This window comes from Streptomyces sp. NPDC001770 (genome assembly GCF_053596135.1).
This window is the reverse complement of sequence record NZ_JBSFFN010000014.1, coordinates 1-26,663: the sequence shown is the minus strand read 5'-3', so window position 1 is coordinate 26,663 and position 26,663 is coordinate 1. Positions and strand designations below refer to the sequence as shown.

23 protein-coding genes are annotated in these 26,663 nt (G+C 72.5%); 8 read left to right on the top strand and 15 right to left on the bottom strand.

The features are described 5' to 3' along the window. Nucleotides 1-870: 870 nt before the first annotated feature. The 3 genes from ACWCSV_RS14850 (at nucleotide 871) to ACWCSV_RS14840 (ending at nucleotide 2,657) form a co-directional block, all read left to right on the top strand. Entirely contained in the window at nucleotides 871-1,995 is a 1,125-nt protein-coding gene (locus ACWCSV_RS14850; protein ID WP_451142138.1) for a helix-turn-helix transcriptional regulator, read from the top strand. 123 nt (nucleotides 1,996-2,118) lie between these two features. Further along, nucleotides 2,119-2,277: a hypothetical protein gene (locus ACWCSV_RS14845; RefSeq protein ID WP_451142136.1), complete on the top strand. Its 159-nt coding sequence runs from the start codon at nucleotides 2,119-2,121 to the stop codon at nucleotides 2,275-2,277. A gap of 14 nt (nucleotides 2,278-2,291) precedes the next feature. Then, on the top strand, nucleotides 2,292-2,657 hold the full coding sequence (locus tag ACWCSV_RS14840; RefSeq protein ID WP_451142134.1) for a hypothetical protein: 366 nt from the start codon (nucleotides 2,292-2,294) through the stop codon (nucleotides 2,655-2,657). Between the two features lie 55 nt (nucleotides 2,658-2,712). Here ACWCSV_RS14840 and ACWCSV_RS14835 read toward each other — a convergent pair whose 3' ends face one another. The 5 genes from ACWCSV_RS14835 to ACWCSV_RS14815 all read right to left on the bottom strand — a co-directional run bounded on the left by ACWCSV_RS14835 (nucleotide 2,713) and on the right by ACWCSV_RS14815 (nucleotide 7,230). Continuing rightward, nucleotides 2,713-3,066: an MmcQ/YjbR family DNA-binding protein gene (locus tag ACWCSV_RS14835; protein ID WP_451142132.1), complete on the bottom strand. Its 354-nt coding sequence runs from the start codon at nucleotides 3,064-3,066 to the stop codon at nucleotides 2,713-2,715. Between the two features lie 66 nt (nucleotides 3,067-3,132). After that, entirely contained in the window at nucleotides 3,133-4,446 is a 1,314-nt protein-coding gene (locus ACWCSV_RS14830) for a hemolysin family protein (protein ID WP_451142130.1), read from the bottom strand. Next, a complete protein-coding gene (ybeY, locus tag ACWCSV_RS14825; protein ID WP_451142128.1) occupies nucleotides 4,443-4,940 on the bottom strand; it encodes an rRNA maturation RNase YbeY in 498 nt (165 codons plus the stop codon). The genes ACWCSV_RS14830 and ybeY overlap by 4 nt, the downstream gene beginning before the upstream one ends. Nucleotides 4,941-4,952: 12 nt before the next feature. Beyond that, nucleotides 4,953-5,969, bottom strand: coding sequence for a PhoH family protein (locus ACWCSV_RS14820; protein WP_266704189.1), 1,017 nt, complete (start codon nucleotides 5,967-5,969; stop codon nucleotides 4,953-4,955). A 148-nt stretch (nucleotides 5,970-6,117) separates the two neighbouring features. Then, on the bottom strand, nucleotides 6,118-7,230 hold the full coding sequence (locus tag ACWCSV_RS14815; RefSeq protein ID WP_451142126.1) for a carbohydrate kinase family protein: 1,113 nt from the start codon (nucleotides 7,228-7,230) through the stop codon (nucleotides 6,118-6,120). Nucleotides 7,231-7,714: 484 nt separating this feature from the next. Between ACWCSV_RS14815 and ACWCSV_RS14810 the strand changes: the two genes are divergently transcribed. Further along, entirely contained in the window at nucleotides 7,715-9,073 is a 1,359-nt protein-coding gene (locus ACWCSV_RS14810; protein WP_451142124.1) for an MFS transporter, read from the top strand. On the opposite strand, the gene ACWCSV_RS14805 is transcribed toward ACWCSV_RS14810, so the two are convergent. The 7 genes from ACWCSV_RS14805 to hrcA all read right to left on the bottom strand — a co-directional run bounded on the left by ACWCSV_RS14805 (nucleotide 9,037) and on the right by hrcA (nucleotide 15,732). After that, the gene (locus ACWCSV_RS14805; RefSeq protein ID WP_451142122.1) at nucleotides 9,037-10,029 is read right to left on the bottom strand and encodes an adenosine deaminase; all 993 of its coding nucleotides are present in this window, start codon (nucleotides 10,027-10,029) and stop codon (nucleotides 9,037-9,039) included. The genes ACWCSV_RS14810 and ACWCSV_RS14805 overlap by 37 nt on opposite strands. A gap of 167 nt (nucleotides 10,030-10,196) precedes the next feature. Beyond that, entirely contained in the window at nucleotides 10,197-11,105 is a 909-nt protein-coding gene (locus tag ACWCSV_RS14800; RefSeq protein WP_451142120.1) for a ribonuclease Z, read from the bottom strand. Nucleotides 11,106-11,120: 15 nt separating this feature from the next. Beyond that, nucleotides 11,121-11,480: a histidine triad nucleotide-binding protein gene (locus ACWCSV_RS14795; RefSeq protein ID WP_451142118.1), complete on the bottom strand. Its 360-nt coding sequence runs from the start codon at nucleotides 11,478-11,480 to the stop codon at nucleotides 11,121-11,123. 125 nt (nucleotides 11,481-11,605) lie between these two features. Then, on the bottom strand, nucleotides 11,606-12,349 hold the full coding sequence (locus tag ACWCSV_RS14790) for a 16S rRNA (uracil(1498)-N(3))-methyltransferase (protein WP_451142116.1): 744 nt from the start codon (nucleotides 12,347-12,349) through the stop codon (nucleotides 11,606-11,608). Further along, the gene (locus ACWCSV_RS14785) at nucleotides 12,346-13,440 is read right to left on the bottom strand and encodes a nitronate monooxygenase (protein WP_451142114.1); all 1,095 of its coding nucleotides are present in this window, start codon (nucleotides 13,438-13,440) and stop codon (nucleotides 12,346-12,348) included. The genes ACWCSV_RS14790 and ACWCSV_RS14785 overlap by 4 nt, the downstream gene beginning before the upstream one ends. Nucleotides 13,441-13,575: 135 nt before the next feature. Beyond that, nucleotides 13,576-14,715 (bottom strand): molecular chaperone DnaJ, encoded by a 1,140-nt coding sequence (gene dnaJ, locus ACWCSV_RS14780; protein ID WP_451142112.1) that lies wholly within the window; start codon nucleotides 14,713-14,715, stop codon nucleotides 13,576-13,578. Next, nucleotides 14,716-15,732, bottom strand: a complete 1,017-nt coding sequence (gene hrcA / locus ACWCSV_RS14775) for a heat-inducible transcriptional repressor HrcA (protein WP_390963316.1) — start codon at nucleotides 15,730-15,732, stop codon at nucleotides 14,716-14,718. Nucleotides 15,733-15,897: 165 nt separating this feature from the next. Between hrcA and ACWCSV_RS14770 the strand changes: the two genes are divergently transcribed. The 3 genes from ACWCSV_RS14770 (at nucleotide 15,898) to ACWCSV_RS14760 (ending at nucleotide 20,530) form a co-directional block, all read left to right on the top strand. Continuing rightward, a complete protein-coding gene (locus ACWCSV_RS14770; RefSeq protein ID WP_451142110.1) occupies nucleotides 15,898-16,632 on the top strand; it encodes an MBL fold metallo-hydrolase in 735 nt (244 codons plus the stop codon). 70 nt (nucleotides 16,633-16,702) lie between these two features. Continuing rightward, nucleotides 16,703-17,521, top strand: coding sequence for a DUF3097 domain-containing protein (locus ACWCSV_RS14765; RefSeq protein ID WP_451142108.1), 819 nt, complete (start codon nucleotides 16,703-16,705; stop codon nucleotides 17,519-17,521). 135 nt (nucleotides 17,522-17,656) lie between these two features. Beyond that, nucleotides 17,657-20,530 (top strand): ABC transporter substrate-binding protein, encoded by a 2,874-nt coding sequence (locus ACWCSV_RS14760; RefSeq protein ID WP_451142106.1) that lies wholly within the window; start codon nucleotides 17,657-17,659, stop codon nucleotides 20,528-20,530. Between the two features lie 69 nt (nucleotides 20,531-20,599). On the opposite strand, the gene hemW is transcribed toward ACWCSV_RS14760, so the two are convergent. Then, nucleotides 20,600-21,832, bottom strand: a complete 1,233-nt coding sequence (gene hemW, locus ACWCSV_RS14755; protein ID WP_451142104.1) for a radical SAM family heme chaperone HemW — start codon at nucleotides 21,830-21,832, stop codon at nucleotides 20,600-20,602. A 79-nt stretch (nucleotides 21,833-21,911) separates the two neighbouring features. Beyond that, entirely contained in the window at nucleotides 21,912-22,559 is a 648-nt protein-coding gene (locus ACWCSV_RS14750; protein WP_451142391.1) for a TetR/AcrR family transcriptional regulator, read from the bottom strand. A 176-nt stretch (nucleotides 22,560-22,735) separates the two neighbouring features. On the opposite strand from ACWCSV_RS14750, the gene ACWCSV_RS14745 reads away from it, so the two are divergent. Continuing rightward, nucleotides 22,736-24,208, top strand: coding sequence for an MFS transporter (locus ACWCSV_RS14745; RefSeq protein ID WP_451142102.1), 1,473 nt, complete (start codon nucleotides 22,736-22,738; stop codon nucleotides 24,206-24,208). Nucleotides 24,209-24,242: 34 nt separating this feature from the next. Here the strand turns inward: ACWCSV_RS14745 and ACWCSV_RS14740 are convergent, their stop codons facing one another. Beyond that, nucleotides 24,243-26,309, bottom strand: coding sequence for a SpoIIE family protein phosphatase (locus ACWCSV_RS14740; protein ID WP_451142100.1), 2,067 nt, complete (start codon nucleotides 26,307-26,309; stop codon nucleotides 24,243-24,245). Nucleotides 26,310-26,663: the final 354 nt, after the last annotated feature.

Sequence of the window (26,663 nt, the reverse complement as noted above, 5' to 3'; positions counted from 1 at the left end):
GAACCGCTCCTGGTCCGGGCCGCCACCGTTCTCCACTGCGCGTGCGGTTTGCTCGTCGGCCGGTGTAGGAGCGTCCGCCAAGGGCGCCGTGTCCGTCGTGGCCCCCGCGACGGTCGGCCCGGCCGGGCCGATGGGCCAGTTCATCGACCGGTCCGGGACCCTTCCGTGGTGACGTCGGCCTGAACGCGCACGACGAGAGGGTTCGTCGGGGCACCGGAACACGATCCTCCAAGCGCCCGGCAGTGCCGCCGAGCTGGCAGGGCGGCCGCCCTGCCAGCTCGCGTATCAACTCCCGCAAGGGACCTCTTCGGGCGCCTCTTCCCAGGTATGCCGATCAGAGTGTCCGACGAACAAGCAGCACGCATCGCCGTCGCGCCCCGGGGCGGTTGCCGGGCAGTCCGGCAGCGTGACCTGGTCCACCGCGGTCATCTCCGACCAACGGACCCACAGCGCGGTCCCGTACTCACCAAGGTCGCCGACGAGGCCGTAGTGCTCCCCCTCTCCATGTGCGGACAACTGGCACTGCACCATGCTGTCGACGCACGCGTCGGCAGACCTCTCCTGCGCGTCCCGCACCAGGTCCGAGGGCACCCGGCGCCAGTTCGGGCACCGCATTACGATCCCGTTCGAGAAGAGACATCGGCGGGCGAGAGGCGGTCCTTGCAGCGCGAGCACGTGCACGCCGGAAAGAGACCGGGATTGTCAGGGATCACCCGATCTTCGTCGTCCAGGACCTCTTCAACCTGGCCCCAGGTTCGCCCGGAGTCCCGGGACACCCTGAGCGTCATTAGGACCCGATGGTCGCCATCCAGACCCTGATTCCGCGCGTGAGCTACCAGCTCACGCGCTACGGCTTCTCTTCTCATCGTCATGACCGAACTCCTCTGTGAATCCCTCTGCTCTTCCGGGGCAACTTCCATCGAAGCGGCAGGAATCGGAGGTCTCCACGGCATTCATGCGGCAGTCTTGACGCACGCCCGTGCACGGGTGCCGATGAGACTGAAACCGCAGGAAGGGGGTGCCGTGGGACTGGCGGAGCGCCGCAAAGCCCTGGGCTACAGTCAGGAGAAGTTGGCCGAGTTGCTCGGTGTGGACCGCACAACCGTCGGACGTTGGGAAAGCGGCAGAGTTGCTCCTCAACCACCCCAGCGACGAGCGTTGGCCGCTGCTCTCGAAGTGGGCCCCCAAGAGCTGGACGCCCTTCTGGAACCGTCACAAGCCGCGGGCAAGGAAGCGTCCGGGCGCCAGTCCACCGCACCCCCGAGCGTGGGAGACCCCGACGAAATGATTCGCCGCGAATTTCTCCGCATACTGACTGTCAGCGGGGCCCTGGCCGTACTGCCGGCCGAAGAGGCTGACACGCTCACAGAAGGCGTCCGTCGGGGGGTGCCTGCCGACTTCGCGCGCATGAACAGCCATCTCTGGCAGGTCTACCAAATGGCCCGTTCCAAGGGTTCGGTGTACCCCGTCGTCCGCGATCAACTAATGACGTTGAACGAGGCATTGGCGAGCCACCGCGGGAGCGCACGGACCCTTCTGCACGCGGCCTCCGAGCTCTTCCAGTTGGCCGGTGAGGTGGCATACGACGGAAACCGGTACTCCGACGCAGCCTCGTCGTACTCACTCGCCGCATCGATCAGCAAGGACGCCGAGGCGTACGACATGTGGGCGTGCGCGCTCGTTCGTCACGCTTACGTGGACATGTCCGAGCAGCGCTTTCACCAGGCGGCACAGATGCTCAAGGCTGCCGAGCGGCTGGCCGGCCGGGGGGACAGCAACCTCTCGACCCGACAATGGGTCGCCTCAGTCCAAGCCGAGGCGTACGCAGGCCTCGGCGACCTGAGCGCATGCGAGCGCGCGATGGACCAGGCGGAGACCGTCCTCGACCTCACCGCAGTCGGTGTCAACGGTGGATGGCTTCGGTTCGACGGCACACGGCTAGCCGAGGAACGCGGATCGCGATACCTGCGGCTCGGCCGTCTGGATCTGGCGTAGAGCGCGCTGAGGCATGCGTTGGAGCAGACGGCGCTGGCCTCTGGGCAGTCGTACCGGCGACGCGCAACGGTGCTTGCCGACCTGGCCGCCATCGGCGCGAAGCGGCGGGACGTGGAGCGGGTTGTGACGTACGGCAGCGAAGCTGTCGACCTGGCACGAGCATCCGCGTCCGGGTACGTCGCCCGTAGACTCCAGGCCCTGCGCGAGGAGTTCGGCCCCTTGAGCCGCGACCCCCGTGTATCAGAGTTGAAGGCCGAGATCGCCGCTCTGAGTTCGCCGTGACGAGAGGGTTGGGCATGTCGCAGACCGAGGGTGCACGTGTGTTCCGGGAAGCCTGGATCGCGGGAGTGCACCAGCACTTCCCCGGCGAGCCGAAGCCCGGGTACGTCACGCCGTGGGACGGCACTCCGCAGTGGGAGCGCGAGGCCGCAGGCTCCGTGTACGCGCAGGTCCGCCAGTTCGTGGAGGTCAGCGGCGGATCGGCGGCGCGGCTGTCCCGCGAGCAGAAGGGCCGTTTCGTCGCGGTGTGCTGGACGGCCCAGATGTTCAAGCACTTCGAGGACCCGAAGCCGGGCTATGTGGCCGACTGGCCCGACCTCCCCTCCTGGCAGCAGGAGACCGACGCCGACATCTTCGAGGCCATCGAGAAGGAACCGAGCTGAGAACTGCTCGGCGCCCCCGGTTGCGAAACCGGGGGCGCCGAGGACCACCCCACGCTCAGGCCCGGTCCAGCCGGAGCCTCTCCGCCCGGGGCAGCCCCGCCACCACCAGGTCGTAACTGTCCTCGACCAGCTCGCGGACCAGCTTGGCGGGCAGGTCGCCGACCGTGACGGTGTTCCAGTGGCGCTTGTTCATGTGCCAGCCGGGGACGATCGCCGGGTACTCCTCGCGCAGGCGCACCGCTTCGTCCGGGTCGCACTTGAGGTTGACGGTGAGCGGGCGGGCGTCCAGGGCACTGAGCGCGAACATCTTGCCGAGCACCTTGAAGACCGAGGTCTCCGGCGTGAACGGGAACTCCTCCACGGCCTCGTTGAAGTCCAGGCAGAAGGCCCGTAGTTGTGCACCGTTCATTCCGACTCCCTTTCCCCTGCTCCGACGTGGACCACTCCGACTTCGGTCACTCAGGCCGGGCTTCGCCTACTCCGCCGTGGCCTCCGCGTCCGCCTCCGACTCCGACGACTCGGCCTCCGGCTCCACCAGCACCGTGACGATCTTGTTGCGGCGCCCCGCCGTGGCCTCCGCCGTCAGCCGCAGCCCGCGGCCGTCCGGGAGGCTGATCACCGCCGTGGCTCCGGCGATCGGGACCCGGCCCAGCGCCTTGGCGAGGAGGCCGCCGACGGTCTCGACGTCCTCGTCGTCGTACGCGTCGAAGCCGAAGAGCTGTCCGAGGTCGCCGATGTCGAGGCGGGCGGTCACCCGGTAGCAGCCGTTCTCCAGCTCCTGGACGGGCGGGAGTTCCCGGTCGTACTCGTCGGTGATCTCGCCGACGATCTCCTCCAGGATGTCCTCGATCGTGACGATGCCGGCCGTGCCGCCGTACTCGTCGATGACGACGGCGACGTGGTTGCGGTCCTGCTGCATCTCGCGCAACAGGTCGCCGGCGTTCTTCGTGTCGGGGACGAACGCGGCCGGCCGCATCGCCGTGGAGACGAGGTCGGCCTCGGAGTCGCGGTTGATGTGGGTCTTGCGGACCAGGTCCTTGAGGTAGACGATCCCGACGATGTCGTCCTCGTTCTCCCCGGTGACCGGGATCCGGGAGAACCCGGAGCGCAGGGCGAGGGTGGTCGCCTGGCGGATCGTCTTGTACCGCTCGATGGCGACCAGGTCGGTACGGGGCACCATCACCTCGCGCACGAGGGTGTCGCCCAGCTCGAAGACGGAGTGCACCATGCGGCGCTCGTCGTCCTCGATCAGCGACTCGGCCTCCGCGAGGTCGACCATCGCACGCAGCTCCGCCTCGCTGGCGAACGGTCCCTTGCGGAACCCCTTGCCGGGGGTGAGGGCGTTGCCGATGAGGATCAGCAGCTGCGGGATCGGGCCCATGATCCTGGCCAGCGGCAGCAGTACGTACGCGGCCGCGGTCGCCGTGTTCAGCGGGTGCTGGCGGCCGATGGTGCGGGGCGAGACGCCGATGGCGACGTAGCTGACGAGGACCATGACCCCCATCGCGACGGCCAGCGCCTCCCAGGTCTCGGCGAGTTCCTGGAGGCAGGCGTACGTGACGAGGACCCCGGCCGCCATCTCGCAGGCGACCCGCACGAGCAGGGCGACGTTGAGGTAGCGGGTCGGGTCGGAGGCGACCTGCGCGAGCTTCGCGCTGCCGCGCCGTCCGGCCCGGACCGCCTCGGCGGCCCGGAAGCTGGACATGCGGGCGATGGCGGTCTCGGCGCAGGCGGCGAGCCAGCCGACGATCACCAGCAGGACGGCTCCGGCGACGAGGGGGAAGCTCACGAGACCGTGGGAGCCGGGGAGGGGCCGGTCAGGCCGCGCTCGCCCCGCCAGCCGTCCACGATGGCGGCCTGGAGGCCGAACATCTCGGCCTTCTCGTCGGGCTCCTCGTGGTCGTACCCGAGGAGGTGCAGCACTCCGTGGACGGTGAGGAGCTGGAGTTCCTCGTCCATGGAGTGCCGCGTCCCGGCCTCCTCGCCCTGCCGCTTCGCGACCTCCGGGCAGAGCACGATGTCACCGAGGAGGCCCTGCGGGGGCTCCTCGTCGTCCTTCGACGGCGGACGGAGCTCGTCCATCGGGAAGGACATGACATCGGTCGGGCCCGGGAGGTCCATCCACTGGATGTGGAGCTGCTCCATGGCGTCGGTGTCCACCACGATCACCGAGAGTTCGGACAGCGGGTGGATCCGCATCCGGGCGAGGGCGTAGCGGGCGATGTCGAGGATCGCCTGCTCGTCGACCTCGGTTCCGGACTCGTTGTTGACGTCGATCGACATGGTGCGCTGAAACTACTTCCCGTTGGTACCGGCTCGGTCGTCGTACTTCTCGTACGCGTCGACGATACGGCCGACGAGCTTGTGCCGGACGACATCCTGGGACGTGAGCCGGGAGAAGTGGACGTCCTCGACGCCGTCGAGGATCTCCTGGACCTGCCGGAGACCGCTCTTGGTGCCGTTCGGGAGGTCGACCTGGGTGACGTCACCGGTGATGACGATCTTCGAGTCGAAGCCGAGGCGGGTGAGGAACATCTTCATCTGCTCGGCGCTGGTGTTCTGGGCCTCGTCCAGGATGATGAAAGCATCATTCAGGGTGCGGCCGCGCATGTAGGCGAGCGGCGCGACCTCGATCGTGCCCGCGGCCATCAGGCGCGGGATCGAGTCGGGGTCGAGCATGTCGTGCAGCGCGTCGTAGAGCGGGCGCAGGTACGGGTCGATCTTGTCGAAGAGCGTGCCGGGCAGGAAGCCGAGCCGCTCCCCCGCCTCGACGGCGGGCCGGGTCAGGATGATCCGGCTGACCTGCTTCGACTGGAGCGCCTGGACCGCCTTCGCCATGGCGAGGTAGGTCTTGCCGGTGCCCGCGGGGCCGATGCCGAAGACGATGGTGTGCTTGTCGATGGCGTCGACGTACCGCTTCTGGTTGAGCGTCTTGGGCCGGATGGTGCGCCCGCGGTTGGAGAGGATGTTCTGCGTGAGCACCTCGGCGGGGGTCTCGCCCTGCGGGTCGCCCTCGCCGTTGCCGGCTGCCCTGAGCATGGCGATCGAGCGTTCCACTGCGTCCTCCGTCATCGGCTGCCCGGTGCGGAGCACCAGCACCATCTCGTCGAACAAGCGCTGGATGAGGGCGACGTCGGCGGGGTCGCCCGTAGCGCTTATCTCGTTTCCCCGGACATGGATGTCGGCGGCCGGGAACGCCGTTTCGATCACGCGCAGCAGCGAGTCGCCCGATCCGAGGAGCATCACCATCGGGTGAGCGGCCGGGATCCTGATGTGGGCACGCGCCTGTGGCCGTGTGGGTGACTGAGTCATGGGCCGGCCCTCGGGCCTGCGCATACCTCCTGTTGCGGGGTTCTCGCCGGTCGACAACCTCTGTGTCCAGCCTACGACTCCGCGCCGACAACGCCGAGGGGTTTTGCGCCCCGTTCCGGTACGCCGTGAGCGCACCCCGGAGGCCCGCTCAGGGCGCCCTGAAGCCGATGGTGGGGACCGCGCGACGCAGCGGCCAGGGGCGGCCGGCCGCGGGCAGCAGGCGCTCCAGGAAGGCGTACCGCTCCAGGGCGGCCGGGTCCTGGGCCTCGAAGGTGCGTACCTGCTGCCACCAGGCGGCGATCTCGGCCCAGCCGGGGGCGGAGAGCGAGCCGCCGAACTCCTGTACGGAGAGAGCGGCGGTGAGGCCGGCGAAGGCGAGGCGGTCGGCGAGCGGCCAGTCCGCGAGGGTGCCGGTGACGAACCCGGCGACGAAGACGTCGCCGGCGCCGGTGGGGTCCAGGGCCGCCACGTCGATGGCGGGGACCTCGGCGGTGGTGCCGGTGGCCGCGTCCACGGCGTAGGCGCCCTCCGCGCCGAGGGTGACCACGGCGAGCGGTACGTGTTCGGCCAGCGCGTGGGCGGCGGCGCGGGGGGTGTCGCGGCCGGTGTAGCGCATGGCCTCCTCCGCGTTGGGCAGGAAGGCGGCGCAGTGCGCGAGGTCGGGGAGGGCGGCGAGGTCCCAGCGGCCGGTCTCGTCCCAGCCGACGTCGGCGAAGATCTGGGCGCCGTGCCGGGCGGCCGAGGCGACCCAGGGTTCACCGCGTCCGGGAGTGAGCGAGGCGACGGCCGCGCGGGCGCGCGGCGGGCAGTGCGGGAACGTACGGCGTTCCGTACCGGGGGCGGCGGCCGGGAGCGGGGCCTCGTGGCCGTGCGAGACCATCGTGCGCTCGCCCTCGTACGCCATGGAGACGGTGACGGGCGAGTGCCAGCCGGGGACGGTGTGCGACATGGAGAGGTCGATGCCCTCGCCCTGTTCGAGGGCGTCCCAGCAGTACTCGCCGTAGTGGTCGTCGCCGAAGGCGGCGGCGAGCGAGGTGCGCAGGCCGAGGCGGGCGAGGGCGGTGGCCATGTTGGCGACGCCGCCGGGACTGGAGCCCATGCCCCGAGCCCAGGACTCCGTACCGCGCACGGGGGCGCTGTCCAGGCCGGTGAAGACGATGTCGAGGAAGACGGTGCCCGTGAGGAAGACGTCGCAGGCCGGGTCCTCGGGGACGCGCAGCCCCACCAGTGGATCGACGGCTGGGCTGCTCTCCGTGCTCATCTTGCGCTCCCCGGGCGTGCGGTGCTGGTGACGTGCGGTGCTGTTGACGTGCCGTGCCGTGCTGTTGCCGTGCCGGTGACGTGACGTGCCGTGCCGCGCGGGCTCCCCGGTGCGCTCCGCCGGCGGTCTCCGCCGACGTGCCCCGCGACCCTGCGGATTCCGGCCAGTGTGCCCGATTCACGGGTGCTTCCGCAGGTCCCGCACGCCTTCGCGCCGACGCGGCCGACCTGGGCGAACATGCACCGCTACCCCTGCCACACGGCAGCAAACACACAAGTGACGCGGATCACATAATCCCGCCTTTCGATCACCTGTGCGTGCTTGATACAAATTGCCCGGCGGACACGATCGGGTACGAAGACCGGGGAATCGCCCTTCTCCCCCCTTTTCTCGCGTCACCCTGGTTCTCCCCACATCTCTTCACCCCTGCCCCACCTCTCCCCCCACCTCCCTGCCGGACTCCGGCATGTCTTCAGGAACGCCCATGTCCTCGCGCCCTCGCGCCGCGTGGCCCCTGGTCGCCGTGTTCACCGCCGGTTACCTCGCTGCCTACCTCCTTCCCACCGTCGTCGGGCGGCTCAGCGCCCATCTCGGCCTGACGACCGCTCAGGCCGGCCTCGTCGGCAGCGCCCTGCTGCTGAGTTCGGCCTCAGCCGGTTTCACGCTCGCGGGCCGGGTCGAGCGGTTCGGGGCCCGTCGCCCCGCGCGGCTCGGGCTGGTCCTCGCCTTCACCGGGTACGGCTGCGCCGCGCTGACCACCTCGGTGCCGCTGGTGGTGCTGGGCGCGGTGGTCGGCGGCTTCGGCTCCGGTACGGCCACCGCCGTGGCCGCGTCCGGGATCGCGGCGCAGAGCGACCCGCACCGCACCTCCTCGCTCGGGCTGCTCTCCGTCTCCGCGACCGCGGGCGCCCTCTACCTGACGATCCCGCACCTGGGCGGCGGCCACCGGCTTCCCTTCGCCGCCATCGCGCTGGTCGCCCTGCTGGTCTGGCCGGCCACCTCCCGGCTCGGCACACCGGTCCCCGCCGTGACCGGCACCCCGGTCACCGGCCGTCTGCCGCACCGGCGTTCGGGTCTCCTGCTGGCGGGCGGCATGCTCGTCTGGTCCATGGCGCAGAACGCGCTCTGGGGCGTCAGCAGCCGGATCGGCGTGGACCAGGTGGGGCTCTCCGAGGTCACCGTCGGCGCGGTGTTCGCCGCCGCGCTGGGCGCCGGGCTGCTCGGGGTCATGGGCGCCGGGGCGCTGGGCTCCCGGCTGGGCCGCGCGGTCCCGATCGGCTGCGGCACGGTCGTCATCGCCGGGAGCATCGTGCTGAGCGCCTCGGCGCGGGGGCTCGGTTCGTTCGCGACCGGCGAGGTCCTGTGGAACACCGTCTACCCGGTGGTCCTCTCGTACCTGATCGGTCTGGCCGCCTCGCTCGACGTACGGGGCCGCTGGGCGGTGCTCGCCGGGTCGGCCTCGTCGGTGGGGGTGGCCTGCGGGCCGGTGCTGGGCAGTGTGCTCTCCGAGGGGGCCGGGTTCCCCGCGATGGGCCTGATCCTCGGGGCGGCGACCCTGCTGGTGGCGGCCCCGGTCACGGCGGTGGCCCTGCACGCGGGCGGGCGTCCACTGGTGCCCGGTTCGGTGCGCCGCCGCGGTGGTGCCCCGGCGGCGCTGCTCGCCGCGACGACGGGCGGTCTGCCCGGTGCCGTACCGAAGCTCGGCGCGCCGGAGCAGGCCGTCACGGAACTCGCCGTGCCCGCCCTGCGCCGCAGGCGGCTGGGGCGGAGCGCGTTCCGGACGGCCGGGCCGGCGGGCGGGGACGGTCAGTCGAACGCGTACGCCTCGACCTCGGACAGGTAGCGCGCCCGGCGCTCCTCGTCGTGGTCGAGGAAGGCCGCCTCGAAGGAGTTGCGGGCCAGCGTGCGCAGCTGCTCGTGGTCGAGGGCGAGCGCCTCGTGGACCGCGTGGAAGGTGTCTCCGACGTATCCGCCGAAGTAGGCCGGGTCGTCGGAGTTCACCGTGCAGTGCAGCCCGGCCGCGAGCATGGCGGGCAGCGGGTGCTCCTCCAGGATGTCGATGGCGCGCAGCCGGACGTTGGAGAGCGGGCAGAGGGTGAGCGGTACGCGCTCGGCGACGAGCCGTTCGACCAGCTCGGGGTCCTCCATGCAGCGCAGCCCGTGGTCGATGCGCTCGACACCGAGGACGTCGAGGGCCTCGCGGATGTACTCCGGCGGGCCCTCCTCGCCCGCGTGGGCGACCTTGCGCAGGCCGAGCCGCCCGGCCTCCTCGTAGACCTCGCGGAACTTGGCCGGCGGGTGGCCGACCTCGGCGGAGTCGAGGCCGACGGCGGTGATGCGGTGCAGGTACGGCTTGGCGGCCTCCAGCGTCTCCAGGGCCGAGTCGGCCGACTGGTCGCGCAGGAAGCAGAGGATGAGCTGGGTGGAGATGCCGTGCTTCTCCTCGCTGCTCTCCAGCGCGCGGCCGAGGCCCTCGATGACGGTACCGATGGGCACGCCCCGGGCGGTGTGCGCCTGCGGGTCGAAGAAGATCTCCGCGTGCCGGACGCCCTGGGCGGCGGCCCGGGTGAGGTAGGCGTCGGCGAGTTCGGCGAAGTCCTCCTCGGTCCGGAGCACGGCCATCAGCGCGTAGTACAGGTCGAGGAAGCTCTGCAGGTCGTCGAAGAGGTACGCGGTGCGCAGCTCGTCGGTGGTGGCGTAGGGCAGGGTCACCCCGTTGCGCCGGGCCAGCGCGAAGGCCAGCTCGGGTTCGAGGGTCCCTTCGATGTGGAGGTGGAGTTCTGCCTTGGGGAGGTGCACGGTGTCTCGCTCACGGAGGGGGGTGGTGACGTGAATCGGTGGTGCCGGGGTCGGCACCGGTCCTTCGGTGGTGCCGGGTGGGCACCGGGGGTGGATCGGTCGGTCGGTGGTGCCGGGGTCGGCCGGCACCGGGGGTGGATCGGTGGTGCCCGGTGGGCGCCGGTACTTCAGTGGTGCCGCGCCGGGACCGGTACCACGGTCAGGTCCTGGGCGACGGTCAGTCCGCCCTCGAACCCGGCGGCGCGGGCCTGGACCTCGAAGAGTTCCGGGTCGTCGTACCGCTGGGAGAAGTGGGTGAGTACGAGGTGGCGTACGCCCGCTTCGGCGGCCACCCGGCCCGCCTGGCCGGCGGTCAGGTGGCCGTGGTCGGTGGCCAGGGCGAGGTCTTCGTCGAGGAAGGTCGATTCGATGACCAGCAGGTCGCAGCCCTCGGCGAGCCTGTACACACCGTCGCACAGCCTGGTGTCCATGACGAACGCGAACCGCTGTCCGGGCCGGTGCTCGGAGACCGCGTCGAGCGGGACGCCGCCGAGGGAGCCCTCGCGCTGGATGCGGCCCACGTCCGGGCCCTGGATGCCGTGGGCGGCGAGGAGCGTGGGGACCATGCGGCGCCCGTCGGGTTCGGTGAGGCGGTAGCCGTACGACTCGACGGGGTGCGAGAGCCGGTACGAGTCCAGGGTGTACGCGTCGGTGGTGGCGAGCACCCCGTCGGCGGTGACCGGGGCCTCGGTGAGCTCGACGGTCTCGCGGTAGGCGGTGGCGTACCGGAGCCGCTCGAAGAAGTGCTGGCCGCTCGCCGGGTAGTGGGCGGTGACGGGGTGCGGGACCCGGTCGAGGTTGATCCGCTGGATCACCCCGGCCAGCCCGAGCGAGTGGTCGCCGTGGAAGTGGGTGACGCAGATCCGGTCGATGTCGTGCGCGGCGACGCCGGCCCGCAGCATCTGGCGCTGGGTGCCCTCGCCGGGATCGAAAAGGATGCCCTGGCCGTCCCAGCGGAGCAGGTAGCCGTTGTGGTTGCGGTGGCGGGTGGGGACCTGGCTGGCGGTGCCGAGCACCACCAGCTCACGTGCGGACATGGAAGGGAGCTCCGGTCAGCCGGGGGGCCACTGGAGGCCGCGGCCTCCCAGGACGTGCGCGTGCGCGTGGAAGACGGTCTGGCCGGCGCCCGCGCCGGTGTTGAAGACGACGCGGTAGCCGTGGCCGTCGACCATGTCCTCGGTGGCGACCGCTCCGGCCTCGCGCAGCACGTCGGCGGCGATCTGCGGTTCGGCGGCGGCCAGCGACGCGGCGTCCGGGTAGTGGACCTTGGGGATGACCAGGACGTGGGTCGGTGCCTGCGGGTTGATGTCCCGGAAGGCGACCGTGGTGTCGCTCTCGCGGACGATGGTCGCCGGGACCTCCCCCGAGACGATCTTGCAGAACAGGCAGTCGGACTGCGGCTCTCCCGCCATGGGCCGGCCTCCTCGGTGGGTGGTGGTGACGCTGATGATCCGTTCGGCCGCCCATCGTATCGGGGCGGTGGCCGCCCGCGGCCGGGCGGCACGGGCTACGGGTGCTGTCCGACCCCGCCCCGGGCTCAGCCCCAGCGGCCGGTCCGCCCCAGCAGCAGCGCGGTCGCGGCCGTGCCGGCGGTGGAGGTGCGCAGCACGCTGCGGCCCAGCCGGTAGGTACGGGCCCCGGCGGCGGCGAAGGCCTCCAGCTCCTGCGGGGAGACCCCGCCCTCGGGGCCGACGACGAGCACGATCTCGCCGGTCGGGGGGAGTTCGGCGGTGGCCAGCGGTTCGCTGTCGCAGTCGCGGTCCTCGTGCAGCACGCCCGCGAAGTCGGCGGCTGCCAGCAGGGCGGCGACCTGCTTGGTGGTCATCGCCTCGGCGACCTCGGGGAACCGCACCCGGCGCGACTGCTTGCCCGCCTCGCGGGCGGTGGAGCGCCACTTGGCGAGCGACTTGAGCCCCCGGTCGCCCTTCCACTGGGTGATGCAGCGGCCGGCCTGCCAGGGCACGATCGCGTCGACGCCGGTCTCGGTCATCGTCTCGACGGCGACCTCGCCCCGGTCGCCCTTGGGCAGTGCCTGGACGACCGTGATCCGGGGGGCGGGGGGCTCCTCCTCCTGGACCGGCCGCACGGTGACGATCAGCCGGTCCTTGCCCTCGGCGGCGCGCACGACGCCTTCGGCCCAGCGGCCGAGCCCGTCGGTCAGCACGACCTCCTCGCCGGGCTGGAGGCGTTTCACGGAGACGGCGTGCCGTCCCTCGGGGCCCTCCAGCACGTACTCGGGCCCACTGGGCAGCTTCTCGACGACGAAGACCGGTGCGGTCACTGTTCACTCCTCATGCCGACGGCCGCGCCGGCCGTTCCTGACAGTTCCGCCGCGAGCAGTTCGACGAGCTCCCCGGCGGGCAGCTCGCGTGCCATCCGGTGGCCCTGCCCCGCCCAGAGCGCCATGGACTGGGCGTCCCCGGCCCGGGCCGCCGCCTTGCGCAGCCCGGCGGTGACGCGGTGCACCTGGGGGTAGGCGGCGGGGGCGTACGGGTCGTGTTCGCGGACGAAGCGGTTGACCAGGCCCCGGGCGGGCCGTCCGGAGAAGGCGCGGGTGAGCGCGGTGCGGACGAACATCGGGCTGGTCAGGGCCTGTTTGTGCAGCGGGTGCGCGCCGGACTCCGGGCAGGCGAGGAAGGCGGTGCCCAGTTGCGCGGCGTCGGCGCCGGCCGCGAGGACGGCGGCGATCTGGGCACCGCGCATGATCCCGCCCGCCGCGACGACCGGCAGTTGCACGGTCTCGCGGACCTGGGTGACGAGGGTGAGCAGCCCGACGCCGGTGTGGTCGGCCCGCGGGTCGTCGTGGTGGGTGGACTGGTGGCCGCCCGCCTCGACGCCCTGGGCGCAGACGGCGTCGGCCCCGGCCCACTGGGCGTCGCGCGCCTCCTCGGCGGTGGTGACCGTGACGATCGTGTATGTACCGGCGCGGGCGAAGGCGTCCAGGGTGTCGCGGGTGGGGCAGCCGAAGGTGAAGGAGACCGCCGGGACCGGCTCGGCCAGCAGGGCAGCCACCTTCGCGTCGTAACCGTCGGTGCCGTCGGAGCCGGAGTCGGGGCCGTCGCCGTCGGGGTCGCCGAGCGGGGTGCCGTAGGTGTCGGCCTCGGCCGCGAGGCGGTCGCGGTACGCCGCCGCGGCGCCGGGGTCGGCGGGCGGGGGCTGCGGCATGAAGAGGTTCACGCCGAAGGGGCCGGCGGTCGCCGCGCGGACCTGGTCGATCTCCTGGCGCATCTCCTCGGCCGTCTTGTACCCGGCGGCGAGGAAGCCGAGCCCGCCCGCGTCGGCGACGGCGGCGACGAGCCGGGGGGAGGAGGGCCCGCCCGCCATCGGCGCCTGCACGATCGGATATCGGCAGAGATCGGTCAGGGAGGACATCCCCGCATCGTGCCATGTCCGGTCCACCGCACCGAATCCGCCACCGGCCGGCGCCGGTGGCCGCGGACGCGCACCGCCCGCCGGGACGGGTCCCGGCGGGCGGTGCGGATGCGTACGTACGGAGCCGTACGGGCCTCAGCGGCCGTTGAAGGCGTCCTTCAGGCGGGAGAAGAGCCCCTGCTGTCCGGGCTGGAACTGCCCGGTGGGCCGCTCCTCGCCGCGCAGCTTGGCCAGCTCGCGCAGCAGGCGCTCCTGCTCCGCGTCGAGCTTGCTGGGGGTCAGCACCTCGACGTGCACGATCAGGTCGCCCCGGCCGCCGCCGCGCAGATGCGTGATGCCGCGTCCGTGCAGCGGGACCGACTGGCCGGACTGGGTGCCGGGCCTGATGTCGATCTCCTCCACCCCGTCGAGCGTCTCCAGCGGCACCTTGGTGCCGAGCGCGCCCGCCGTCATGGGGATGGTGACCGTGCAGTGCAGGTCGTCGCCGCGCCGCTGGAACGTCGGGTGCGCGACCTCGTGGATCTCGACGTAGAGGTCACCGGCCGGGCCGCCGCCGGGGCCGACCTCGCCCTCGCCGGCCAGCTGGATACGGGTCCCGTTGTCGACACCCGCGGGGATCTTGACCGTGAGGGTGCGCCGCGAGCGGACGCGGCCGTCGCCGGCGCACTCCGGGCAGGGGGTCGGCACGACGGTGCCGAAGCCCTGGCACTGCGGGCAGGGCCGCGAGGTCATGACCTGGCCGAGGAAGGACCGGGTGACCTGGGACACCTCACCGCGCCCGCGGCACATGTCGCAGGTCTGGGCCGAGGTGCCGGGGGCCGCGCCCTCGCCGCTGCACGTGGTGCAGACGACGGCGGTGTCGACCTGGATGTCCTTGGTGGTTCCGAAGGCCGCCTCGGCGAGGTCGATCTCCAGCCGGATCATGGCGTCCTGGCCGCGCCGCGTGCGCGAACGGGGTCCGCGCTGCGACGCCGTACCGAAGAAGGCGTCCATGATGTCGGAGAAGTTGCCGAAGCCGCCGGCTCCGAAGCCGCCCGCGCCACCGCCGCCGCCGGAGGCCGACAGCGGGTCCCCGCCCAGGTCGTAGACCTGCTTCTTCTGGGCGTCGGAGAGCACCTCGTAAGCGGCGTTGATCTCCTTGAACCGCTCCTGGGTCTTCGGGTCGGGGTTGACATCCGGGTGCAGCTCGCGGGCGAGCCGACGGAATGCCTTCTTGATCTCGTCCTGCGACGCGTCGCGCCGTACGCCGAGCACGGCGTAGTAATCGGTGGCCACTTACGACTCCGCCAGGATCTGTCCGACGTAACGTGCCACTGCGCGTACCGCTCCCATCGTTCCGGGGTAGTCCATGCGGGTCGGTCCGACCACGCCGAGTTTGGCGACTGCCTCGTCGCCCGAACCGTAGCCGACCGTGACGACGGACGTGGAGGTGAGGCCCTCGTGGGCGTTCTCGTGCCCGATCCGTACGGTCATGCCCGAGTCCGTGCACTCACCGAGCAGCTTCAGCAGGACGACCTGCTCCTCCAGTGCTTCCAGCACGGGCCGGATCACCAGGGGGAAGTCGTGCCCGAAGCGGGTGAGGTTGGAGGTGCCGCCGATCATCAGCCGCTCCTCCGTCTCCTCGACCAAAGTTTCGAGGAGAGTGGAGAGGACCGTGGAAACCGTCCCGCGGTCCTCGTTCTCGAAGGATTCCGGCAGGTCCTGCACGAGCTGTGGGACGTCGCTGAAGCGGCGTCCCACGACCCTGCTGTTGAGCCGGGCCCGCAGATCGGCGAGAGAGGTCTCGCCGAACGGCGCGGGGCAGTCGATCATACGCTGTTCGACCCGGCCGGTGTCGGTGATCAGGACCAGCATCAGCCGGGCCGGCGACAGGGCCAGCAACTCCACGTGACGCACCGTGGAGCGGGTCAGCGAGGGGTACTGGACGATGGCGACCTGCCGGGTCAGCTGCGCGAGCAGCCGTACCGTACGGCCCACCACGTCGTCGAGGTCGACCGCCCCGTCGAGGAAGTTGTGGATCGCCCGGCGCTCCGGCGACGACAGGGGCTTGACGCCCGCGAGCCGGTCGACGAAGAGGCGGTAGCCCTTGTCCGTGGGGATGCGGCCGGCGCTGGTGTGGGGCTGGGCGATGAAGCCCTCGTCCTCCAGCACCGCCATGTCGTTGCGGACGGTGGCCGGGGAGACCCCGAGCCGGTGCCGCTCGGTGAGCGCCTTGGAGCCGACCGGCTCCTCGGTGCCGACGTAGTCCTGGACGATGGCGCGCAGCACTTCAAGTCTGCGTTCGCTGAGCATCGCGCACACCTCCAGCTGTCGGTCGTGGTGGCTTCTGCCTGGCACTCTGTGCGTCTGAGTGCCAGCTTTCCCCCGGCCAGTGTACGGGGGTGGGGAGGGCAGCGGGCAAGGGTGACCGGCCGCGGTCCGCGAGACCGCGCAGGTCGATGCGGATAGCGTCTCCTCATGGACCTCTCTTGGGAAGAGCTGGGCTGGGAGCGGTTGGGCCACGGAGTGGGCCGCCGAAGGCTTCCCGGCTGGGACGCGACCGCCGCCCTGGTCGCCGGGGCGGACCGCGCGCTGGTGGTGGACACCGGCGCGAGCCTGCGCGAGGGCGTCGGGCTGCGGACCGAGGCGCAGCGGCTGCTGGGCCGGAGGGTGACCCATGTCGCACTGAGCCATCCCCACTTCGACCACGTCTTCGGCACCGCGGCCTTCGCGGGCACGGAGGTGTTCGGGGCGTACGGGGCGGCGGCGCGGATGCGTCGGTCGGTGGACGAGATGCACGCCGACGCGGTGCGCAACGGTCTGCCCGAGCACGACGCGGCCGAGGCGGTGGACGCGCTGGTGTTCCCCGGCCGTGAGGTGTGTCACCGCTGGACGCTCGACCTGGGCGGCGGGCGCGAGGTGGTGCTCGCCAATGTGGGGCCGGGTCATACGGGGCACGATCTGGCGGTCCTGGTGCCCGGGTCCGGGTCCTCGGGGGCGCCCGCGGTGGTGCTCTGCGGGGACCTGATCGAGGAGTCCGGCGAACCGCAGACGGGCCCGGACTCGGTGCCGGCCCGCTGGCCCGCCGCCCTGGACCGGCTCCTCGCGCTGGGCGGCGAGGACGCGGTGTACGTACCGGGGCACGGGGCGGCGGTGGACGCGGCGTTCGTGCGGGCGCAGCGGGAGCTGCTGGCGGGGCGCTTCGGCGTGTGAGGCGTGTGAAGGACGTCCGCCGGAGCGGGTGGTCCCCCGTGGCGGACGGCGGCCGAATTATCGTCGTGCCATGCGCAGTTACCAGCCGGACCTGACCCCGCCGTGGAAGAGGTCCGCCCCCGTGCCCGAGGTGCCCGCCGATCCGGATCTGGTCGTGGAGGAGGTGTCCACCGGCTTCTGCGGTGCGGTGATCCGCTGCGAGAAGTCCGCCCAGGGGCCGGTGGTGACACTGGAGGACCGGTTCGGCAAGCACCGGGTGTTCCCGATGGAGCCGCGCGGCTTCCTGCTGGAGGGCCGGGTGGTGACGCTGGTGCGCCCGTCGTCCGGCGGTCCGGCGGTGCCGGTGCGTACGGCCTCCGGGTCGGTGGCGGTGCCGGGGGCGCGGGCGCGGGTGGCGCGGGCCGGGCGGATCTACGTGGAGGGCCGGCACGACGCGGAGCTGGTCGAGCGGGTGTGGGGCGACGACCTGCGGATCGAGGGGGTGGTCGTGGAGTACCTGGAGGGCATCGACGATCTTCCGGCGATCGTGCGGGAGTTCGGACCGGGGCCGGACGCGCGGCTCGGGGTGCTGGTGGACCATCTCGTACCGGGCTCCAAGGAGTCCCGGATCGTGGCCGAGGTGTCCGATCCGCACCTGCTGGTGGTGGGGCACCCCTTCATCGACGTCTGGGAGGCGGTGAAGCCCGCCTCGGCGGGGATCGCCGGCTGGCCGTCCGTACCGCGCGGGCAGGACTGGAAGACCGGGGTGTGCCGGGCGCTGGGGTGGCCGGAGAACACCGGGGCGGCCTGGCAGCGCATCCTGTCCGGGGTCCGCTCGTACAAGGATCTTGAGCCCCAACTCCTGGGCCGGGTAGAGGAATTGATCGACTTTGTCACGCTTCCGGGGTGACACCCGGATCCCCCCGCGACGCCGCACGGAAGTTGTTCCCACGGATCGGGTTCCGATCCGGACAAAGCGCTGCGGTTCGCACTCCTGACCGGTTAATTGGGAGTACGGGATTCGTCTGCGACGGGGGATACGGGGATGTCGCAAGGGGACTGGCAGGAAAGCGGCGGGAACGAGGCGGCCTCCGCCGTCTTCCACCTCGTGCAGGAGCTCATCGACCGGTACCGGATCAACCGGCCGGTGATGCCGATCGTGGTGGCCCAGGCGGACGACGGCGGCGCCCCGCCCGGGATCGACGACCGGGTCCGGGAGATCGCGCACCTGGTGCACCGCGCCAACGAGCCGCGCCGGGTCCCGGTGCGGCTGCTGGAGAGCCGGGGCACCTCCCCGTACGACTCGGCGCTCGACATGGTGCGCAGGCTCGGCGAGCGGCCCTGGGAGACCCGGGAGCGCAGCCAGTACAAACCCTTCTCCTTCCCCCGGTCGCGGCTGCTGGGCGCCATCGAACAGGCGACCGCCCAGGTGCTCGCGCAGCCGGGCGCCACCACCCGGTCCGACCGGGGCGAGCGCATCCTGGAGGAGCTGGGTTCGCTGCGGTGGCGGCCCGCCCGGTCCGGGTCCAGCGACTGGTCCCGCTCGCTGCGCGCGTCCGTCCGCCCCGAGACCTTCCTGGGCGCCGTGTTCATCGCGGTGCTGGGCACCCTGCTCGGCGAGATCGGCTGGACCGCCACCCTGCTGCTGACCGCCGCCGCGACGCTGGTCCTGGCGGTGGTGCGGCTGCTGACGACCTCGGCTCCCCCGCTGCTCTGGCTGCGGCGGGCCAGCCGCTGGTTCGCCACCACCTCCTCGCTCGCCGCCTCCAGCACCGGGTACCCCTCGGACGGCTGGTCCTGGCTGTCGCCGAGGGGCTCGTGGCGAGTGATCCGGGCCCGCGCCGCCGCCGTCGCGCTCCGGGTGGCGGAGGCCGAGGAGGGCGACGCGGCCGCCCGCCAGTTCCATCTGGAGCTGCGGGTCCAGGCGCTCCTGGAGGACCTGCGGCACAGCTACCGCCCCCGTGCGCTGGACTGGCGGCGCAGCAAGCGCACCGTCCCCCCGGTGGTGCTGCTGCCGACGGCCACCAACGAGAACGGGGGCGTACTGCTGATCAACGCGATCAACAACGTGCGCTCGCGCCGCAGCGAGGTCGACCCGCTGCTGCTTCTCGCCACGCTGCCGGCCGCCGAGGAGCTGGTCCACACGCCCTCGCAGCCGCCCGGCCGGCCGGTGGGCGGCCGGGCGCCGTGGCTGGGGGCGCAGGCCCGCTACCGGCTGTGGGTGGACGAGCTGAGCGTCGGTCAGTCCCCCGCCGGAGCCTCGGCGCTCTCCTGGGTGCTGCGCCTGCCGCTCTCCACCGCGCAGCTGACCCACGACCACGCGGACGCCCAGCTGCGCACGGTGCGGGTGCGCCGGACGTGGGCCTGGTACGTGATGTCCCGGACCACGGTCGCGCTGGTCCTCGTCGGGAGCCTGCTCGGCACCTTCCTCTGGAGCAAGCACTGGCAGGACACGTACTGCCACGGGCCGCTGACCGACCGGAACACGGACGCCGTGTGGAGCAGCGCGGGCCACGGCAGCCCCCGGGAGTGCGTGGGCGTGGCCACGGCGCCCGAGGTGCGGTTCGCCGAGGGGAACGACCTCGCGCTGAAGGGGCTCGGCGCGAAGGTCACGTTCGAACGCGTCGAGCAGGCGGTCCGGGACGAGAACGCCAGGATCGGCCCCTCCGAGTCGTACGTCACGGTGATCTACGCCGGTCCGCTCACCGCCGAGGAGGAGACGGACACCCGCAAGGGGCTGGAGGAGCTCACCGGGGTCTATCTGGAGCAGCAGGCGGTCAACGGCACCGCCACCGACGAGCACCCCGTCAAGCTGAAGGTCCTCCTGGCCAACGGCGGCGAGGACATGCTGCGGCAGACCGTCGCCGTGCGGAAGATCATCGAGGTGGCCCACCGGGACCCGCACGTCGTGGGGGTGGTGGGCATGGGCCGGAACACCACCGAGAGCCCGGCCGCCACCGAGGCGCTGGGCAAGGCGGGGCTCGCCGTGGTGGACACCACCAACTCCAGCAGCAAGCTGCCCAAGGAGCCGAACTACTTCGGGCTCGCGGCGACCGACACGGAGCAGACGTACGCACTCGGGCTCATCGCGCGTCAGCTGCTGCCCGAGAACGGCACCGGCCACGCGCGCGTGCTCTCCCGGACGGAGGAGAACGGGGACAAGGACCAGTACACGATCGACCAGCGGGACGCGGGCCGGGCGATGCTCGAGGCCGCGGGTTATCTCGTCGGCGAGAACGTCGGCTACCCCCTCGCCGGGAACGGTGCGGCCGCCCTGGGCGGTGCGGTCGGCGAGATGTGCGAGGAGCAGCCGGTCCCGGACGCGCTGTACTTCGCGGGCCGGGCGGAAGACGTCAACCCGCTGCTGGACAAGCTGTCGCAGACCGCGGGCTGCTCGGAGAAGGACATCACCGTCTTCACCGGCGACGACCTGACCAAGGCCACCTTCGACGACACGAGCAGGGTCACCCTGTACTACACCGCTCTCGCCCCGATGGCACCGGAGCGCGGCTCCGCCTTCTACCGGAGCGCCGCCGCCGCCCTCGCCGGCCTGCTCCCGGAGGGCACCGGGCGGACGGCCGCCGAGACCGGTCCGCCGGGCTACCGGAACGCCCTCTTCGCGAGCGGGCAGATCGTCATGGCGTACAGCGCGACGGCCGCCCTCTACGACGCCGCCGCCCGGCGCGACGTCCCGAGGAGCGCCGCCGAGACCTGGGCGCTGCTGCACACGGTCAACCGCGAGAACATGCCCACCGGGACGATCTCCCTGGCCGGTTCGCCCTCGTCGGTCAGCGACAACCTGCACGGGATCGACGTCGTCAAGGTCGCCCGCCGGGGGGAGCAGACGGTCAGCACGGTCGTGTGCGGCAAGCCCGCGGGCCCGGCGCCGAAGCTGACCGCCGAGCTCTGCAAGCCGTGACCCGGCGTCCTGGCTCTGACCCTGGCCTTGCTCTTGGCCGTGCTCCTGGCCCTGGCCCTGGCCCTGGCCTCAGTCGACCAGGTCGCGCACGACCGCGTCGGCGAGCAGGCGCCCGCGCAGGGTGAGGACCGCGCGGCCCTCCTCGTACGGCCCCGGCTCCAGCAGGCCCTCGCCGAGGACCCGGCGGGAGGCGGCGAGGCCGTCGGGCTTGAGGAGGGAGAGCGGGCAGCCCTCGCGCAGCCGGAGCTCCAGGAGGACGCGCTCGACGCGGCGGTCCTCGGCGGAGAGGATCTCCCGGCCCGCGCCGGGCGAGCGGCCCTCGGAGAGCGCCTGGGCGTACGCCCCGGGGTGCTTCACGTTCCACCAGCGCACCCCGCCGACGTGGCTGTGCGCGCCGGGTCCGGCGCCCCACCAGTCGGCGCCGCGCCAGTACAGCTCGTTGTGCAGGCAGCGGCCCTCGGGGGTGCGGGCCCAGTTCGACACCTCGTACCAGGAGAAGCCGGCGGCTGCCATCGCCTCGTCGGCGATGAGGTACCGGTCGGCGTGTACGTCGTCGTCGGTCATCGGGACCTCGCCGCGCCGGATGCGGCGGGCCAGCTGGGTGCCCTCCTCCACGATCAGCGCGTACGCCGAGACGTGGTCGGGTCCGGCGCCGATCGCCGCGTCCAGGGAGGCCCGCCAGTCGTCGTCGGACTCGCCGGGGGTGCCGTAGATCAGGTCCAGGTTGACGTGGTCGAACCCGGCTTCCCTGGCCTCGGCGACACAGGCCTCGGGGCGGCCCGGGGTGTGGGTGCGGTCCAGGATCTTCAGCACGTGCTGCCTGGCGCTCTGCATGCCGAAGGAGATCCGGTTGAAGCCGCCCTCGCGCAGCTCCGCGAGATAGGCCGGGTTCACTGATTCCGGGTTGGCCTCGGTGGTGATCTCCGCGTCCGGCGCGAGCCCGAACTCGTCGCGGATCGCCGCGAGCATCCGGACCAGGTCGGCGGCGGCCAGCAGGGTGGGCGTACCACCGCCGACGAAGACCGTGCGCACCGGGCGCGGGTCGTCGCCGAGGACCTTGCGGGCCTGGCGGACCTCTTCGACGAGGTGGGCGGCGTAGTTGTCGCGGGAGGCCAGGGCGCCGCCGGAGCCGCGCAGCTCGGTGGCGGTGTAGGTGTTGAAGTCGCAGTAGCCGCAGCGGGTCGCGCAGTACGGGACGTGCAGGTAGAAGCCGAGGGGGCGGTCGGCGGCGCCTTCCAGGGCGTGGCGGGGCAGCGCCCCGTCGTCGGGCACGGGCTCACCATCGGGCAGTACGGAAGGCATACCGTCCATTGTCGCTCGCCGCCGGAGTGGCCCCCGCCACGCGCGTCCCGTCGGGGTCGGGGAGCCCGGGAAGCCGGTGTCAGGCTCCGGCCTGGAGGCGGAGGCCCGCCAGCGTCAGCTCCAGCCCGGCGAGGAACTGCTCCTTGTCGTCGTGCCCGTCGAACTCGTCGACGATGTCGTGCACGAAGGGGAACTGCTCGGGGTCGAGGCCGCGCCACGTCTCGGCGTAGCGGCCGAGGAACTCGTCGCGGCCCACGGAGCCGTCGACCACCTCCCGGGGCGGTTCCTGCCCCATGTCGGCGGCGTTGCCGACGACGACGCCCACCACCGCCGACACGGCGTGGAACCGCTGCTTCGGCGTGAGGTCGAGCCGGAGGGTGCGCTGCCCGAGCTCCTCGTAGAGGCGCAGCGAGTTGCCCTTGGAACTGATGTTCTGCATGAAGTTCGCGCCCAGCCACGGCCGGTCCACGATCGCGTCGAAGAGCGTGACGGCCATCACGCGCAGGTCGTCGATCGGGTCGCCGCTGCTCGTCTGCCCCTCGACCGCGGTCAGCACCCCGCCGAGCACGTGGTCGATGGCCCGCTCGAGCAGCTCGTCCTTGCCTGAGACGTACCAGTAGATGCTGCCGACGCCGGTGCCGAGCCTGGCGGCGAGGGCGCGGAGGGTCAGCGCCGGCTCGCCCGCTTCGTCGAGCAGGTCCACGGCCGCGGTGAGCACGGCCTCGATGGAGTGCGAGGCACGTTGCCGCCCTCGGGAAGGGCGGTCGGCGGGTCGTGGTCGCGGGCCTGTCATGGGCCCCATCCAATCACAGCTTGCCTCATCATCGAACGTCGTTCTATCTTAGAACAACGTTCTATAGAACGTCGTTCGATCGTCGGCGGCGTTCCAGGAGGAGGCCCGCCATGACCACGACCGACGCCACCGCGCCGCCCGGCACGTCGCGCACCTACCCGTCCCTGCGAGCGGCCTGGATACCCCTGGCCGCGCTCTGCCTGGCCTTCTTCGTCGAGATGGTCGACAACACCCTGCTGTCGATCGCGCTCCCCACGATCGGCCGGGACCTCGGCAGCGGCACGACCGCGCTGCAGTGGGTCACCGGCGCGTACTCCCTGACCTTCGGCGGCCTGCTGCTGACGGCGGGATCGATGGCCGACCGGCTCGGGCGCCGGCGCGTGCTGCTGGTGGGCCTGGCGGTGTTCGGCCTGCTGAGCCTGGGCGTCGCCGCGGTGAGCACCTCGGGCGAACTCATCGCCCTGCGGGCCGGCCTCGGGATCGCCGCGGCGGCGATGGCCCCCATCACCAACTCGCTGGTCTTCCGGCTCTTCGACGACAAGGCGCTGCGGATGCGCGCGATGACGTTGATGATCACCGTCGGTCTCTCCGGCTTCATCCTCGGCCCGCTGCTGGGCGGCACCGCCCTGGCCCACGCGCGCTGGCAGTGGCTCCTGCTCGTCAACGCCCCGATCGCGCTGATCGCGGCCGTCGGCGTCCGCCTCGGCGTCCCGGCCGACCGTCCCGAGGACCTGACCCGCGACCGGCTCGACCTGCCCGGCGCCGCCCTGAGCGTCGCCACCATCGGCCTCGCCTGCTACGCGCTGACCAGCGGCGTCGAGCACGGCTGGCTCTCCGCGCCCACGCTCGCCTCGCTCCTCGGCGCCCTCGCCGCCGGCCTCGGTTTCGTGACGCACGAGCGCCGCAGCTCCTCCCCCATGCTGGACCTCCGCCTCTTCTCCAGCGGCACGGTCCGCGGTGCGGCGATCGCGCAGATCGGCACGGCCATCGCGATGGCCGCCGTGATGTTCGGACTGATCCTCCACTTCCAGTACGCGTACGGGTGGAGCCCCGTCCGGGCCGGCCTGGCGAACCTGCCGCTCATCGTGACCATGATCGCCGCGACCCCGCTCTCCGAGTGGCTCGCGAAGCGGTTCGGCCACCGGGTCGCCTGCCTGGTCGGCGCGGCCTGCCTGGCCGGCTCCCTGGCCGGCCTGTCCTGGGGCGTCAGCCACGGGTACCTCGCCATCGCGGTCTGCATGGTCGTGATGACCATCGGCCTGCGCACCGTGATGACCATCTGCGCCATCGCGCTTGTCGACGCGATGCCCGCCAACCGCACGTCGATCGGCGCGGCGCTCAACGACACCGCCCAGGAGGTCGGCAGCAGCCTCGGCACCGCCGTGGTCGGCACCCTGATCGCCGCACTGGTCACCACACAGCTGCCCGCGGGCACCTGGAGCGGCGCCCTGGTGACCTCGTTCTTCCACGGCGAGCGGATCACCTACGCCGTACTGGCGGTCGTCGTCGGCCTGATCGCGGCGGGCGGTGCGCTCACCCTCACCGACTCCCGCGCCACCGAGGAGCCCGCCGGCGAGGAGTGAGCCGACGGGCCGCCGGGCACCCCGGCGCGGCCGCTCAGTCGGCGCGCAGCACCAGCAGCGCCACGTCGTCGTCCGGCGGCAGCTCGGAGAAGCCGTGCACGGCCCGGCGGATCTCCTCCGCGACCTGCGAAGCGCTCTGCCCGGCGCAGGGCGCGAGGGCCTGGGAGAGGCCGTCGCCGTCGTCGAAGAGGGCGGAGCCGGAGCGCCGCTCGGTGACCCCGTCGGTGACGCAGAGCAGGCTGTCGCCCGGCTCCAGGACGAAGCTCTGGCTCTCGTACGCCACGTCCTCCACCACCCCGAGCAGCACCTGTGGCTCGGCGACCGGGCGTACCGTGCCGTCCGGGCGGAGCAGCAGCGGCAGCGGGTGGCCCGCGCTGGCCACCGTGCACCGGGCGCCGCCGCCGGGGAGCGGGACGACCTCGCCGTAGAGCAGCGAGAGGAACCGGGACTGCCCGGCGTCCGTCAGCTGCTGTCCGCCCGCCGCGGCGACCATCAGGGCGGCGGCCTCGGCGGCCTCCATGGCGTCGTCGAGCAGCAGCCGGTTGAGCCGGTCCAGCACCTCGCCGACGCCGAAGCCCTCGCGGGACAGCAGCCGGAGCCAGGGCCGGGCCAGGCCGGTCACCACGGCGGCCTCCGGGCCGCTGCCCTGGACGTCGCCGAGGACGAAGCACCAGCGGCTCTTCGGGCACGGGAAGATGTCGTAGAAGTCACCTCCGACCACGCCGTCGTCGCTGGGCTCGTAGACGACGGCGCTGCTCATGCCGGGGATGTCGGCGACCTTGTTGGGCAGCAGTCCGCGCTGGAGGATGCGGCTGATGGTGGCCTGCCGGGTGTAGGCGCGGGCGGCCCCGACCGCCTGACCGAGGCGGCGTACGAAGTCCTCCACGACCCGGACCACGGCCTCGGGCAGCTCGGCGCCGGAGTCGTGGTCGCGGCCGACGAGCACGGTGCCCAGCGTGCGGCCGCCCGCCGTGATGCGGCAGGCGAGGGCGGCCCCGTCGTGGGCGCCCGGTTCCCGGCCGCCCGGCGGCCAGGGCAGCGGCACGGGCCCCGGTCCTGCGCTGCCCGGCAGCCGGAACGGTTCACTCTCCAGCGCGCCACCCAGCGGACCGGCGCCCGGCTCGTCGCCGTGCCGTACGCGGGTGAGGCGGGGTGCGCCAGGGGCGCCCGAGCCCTCCTCGTCCAGCCAGATCGCGCACCAGTCGACCAGCCGGGGGACGAGCATCCGGCCCGCTATCGTCGCCACCAGTTCCTCGTCGAGCTGCCCGGTGAGCAGGTCGGACGCCTCCGCGAGGAAGGCGAGCGCGCCCTGCTGGTCCCAGACGCCGTCGTCGCGCGCCCCGGGCGCAGCGGCGGGCACCAGGTGGTCCGCGGCCGGCTGCGGGGGCACGAAGACCGGGTGGCCTGCGGCAGCCGCCGCGGGGTCCGCGCCCTGCCGGTGCTCGACGGGGGTGTCCGCACAGGCCGGTGCGCCGGAGCCCCAGTCGTCCACGGGGAGCCGGGCCCAGACGGTCTTGTGCCCGGTGCGGTAGGTGATGCCCCAGGCGACGGAGAGCGCGGCGACGAGGTCGAGCCCGCGACCGTATTCGGCCAGACCGTACGCGTCACCGGCGGCGGTGACCGTGGCCGTGGCGTCGGGGACGGTGGCATCGGGGACGGTGGCGGCGGTCGGTGTGGCGGCGCCCGCGCCGGGGAGCGCCCGGGGAGCGGTGGCCGGCTCCCCGGCCTCTTCGCCGGTCGCACGGGCCGGGTGGTGGTCGGTGACCTCCAGGACCAGGGCGGCGGGTTCCTCGCCGGTCGCGTGCTCCAGGCGCACCAGCACGTCGACCACGGTCCCGGCGTGCACCACGGCGTTCGTGACCAGCTCGCTGGCGACGTTCACCAGATCGTCGGCGAGCCGGTCGCTGAACCCCACGGCGGCGGGCACCCCCAGCCCGGCCCATTCGGCGAGCACGGCACGGACGAACCGACGGGCCCCGGACGGGGACTGCGGTGTCGCGGGCAGGCTGGTGGTACTGACGAGCGGAGGTCCGCCCGCCCGGTCCGCGTCGGTGCCACCCGGCCGGTGAATGGTGGCCCGTTGCAGTGGAATTGGCCCCACGGTGCGGCTCCTCCGGATCTCGAAACGCCGCCGACACACGACAGAGTGACAGACCGGCCGTGCGCAGGCGCACGGAGTTACCGAACTGGGAGAAGGAAAACACGCCAACCCCGCGCGGGTCGCACGCCGGGGCGCACGGCGGGCGCATGACGTAGGGAGCGGGGAGCGCGACAACGGCGCGGCGTACCCGGCGCGGCGCGCCCGCCGGGGAATGCCGGTCGTGGAGCGGATGCGGAGGGAGCGCGGGGCGGTACGGCCAGTCGTCGATGCCCTCCAGCGACTTGTCCAGGAAGAAGAGCCCGGCCTCCTCCTCGTACACGTCGAGGCCGACGCCGAGGAAGTGGCCCGCGCGGA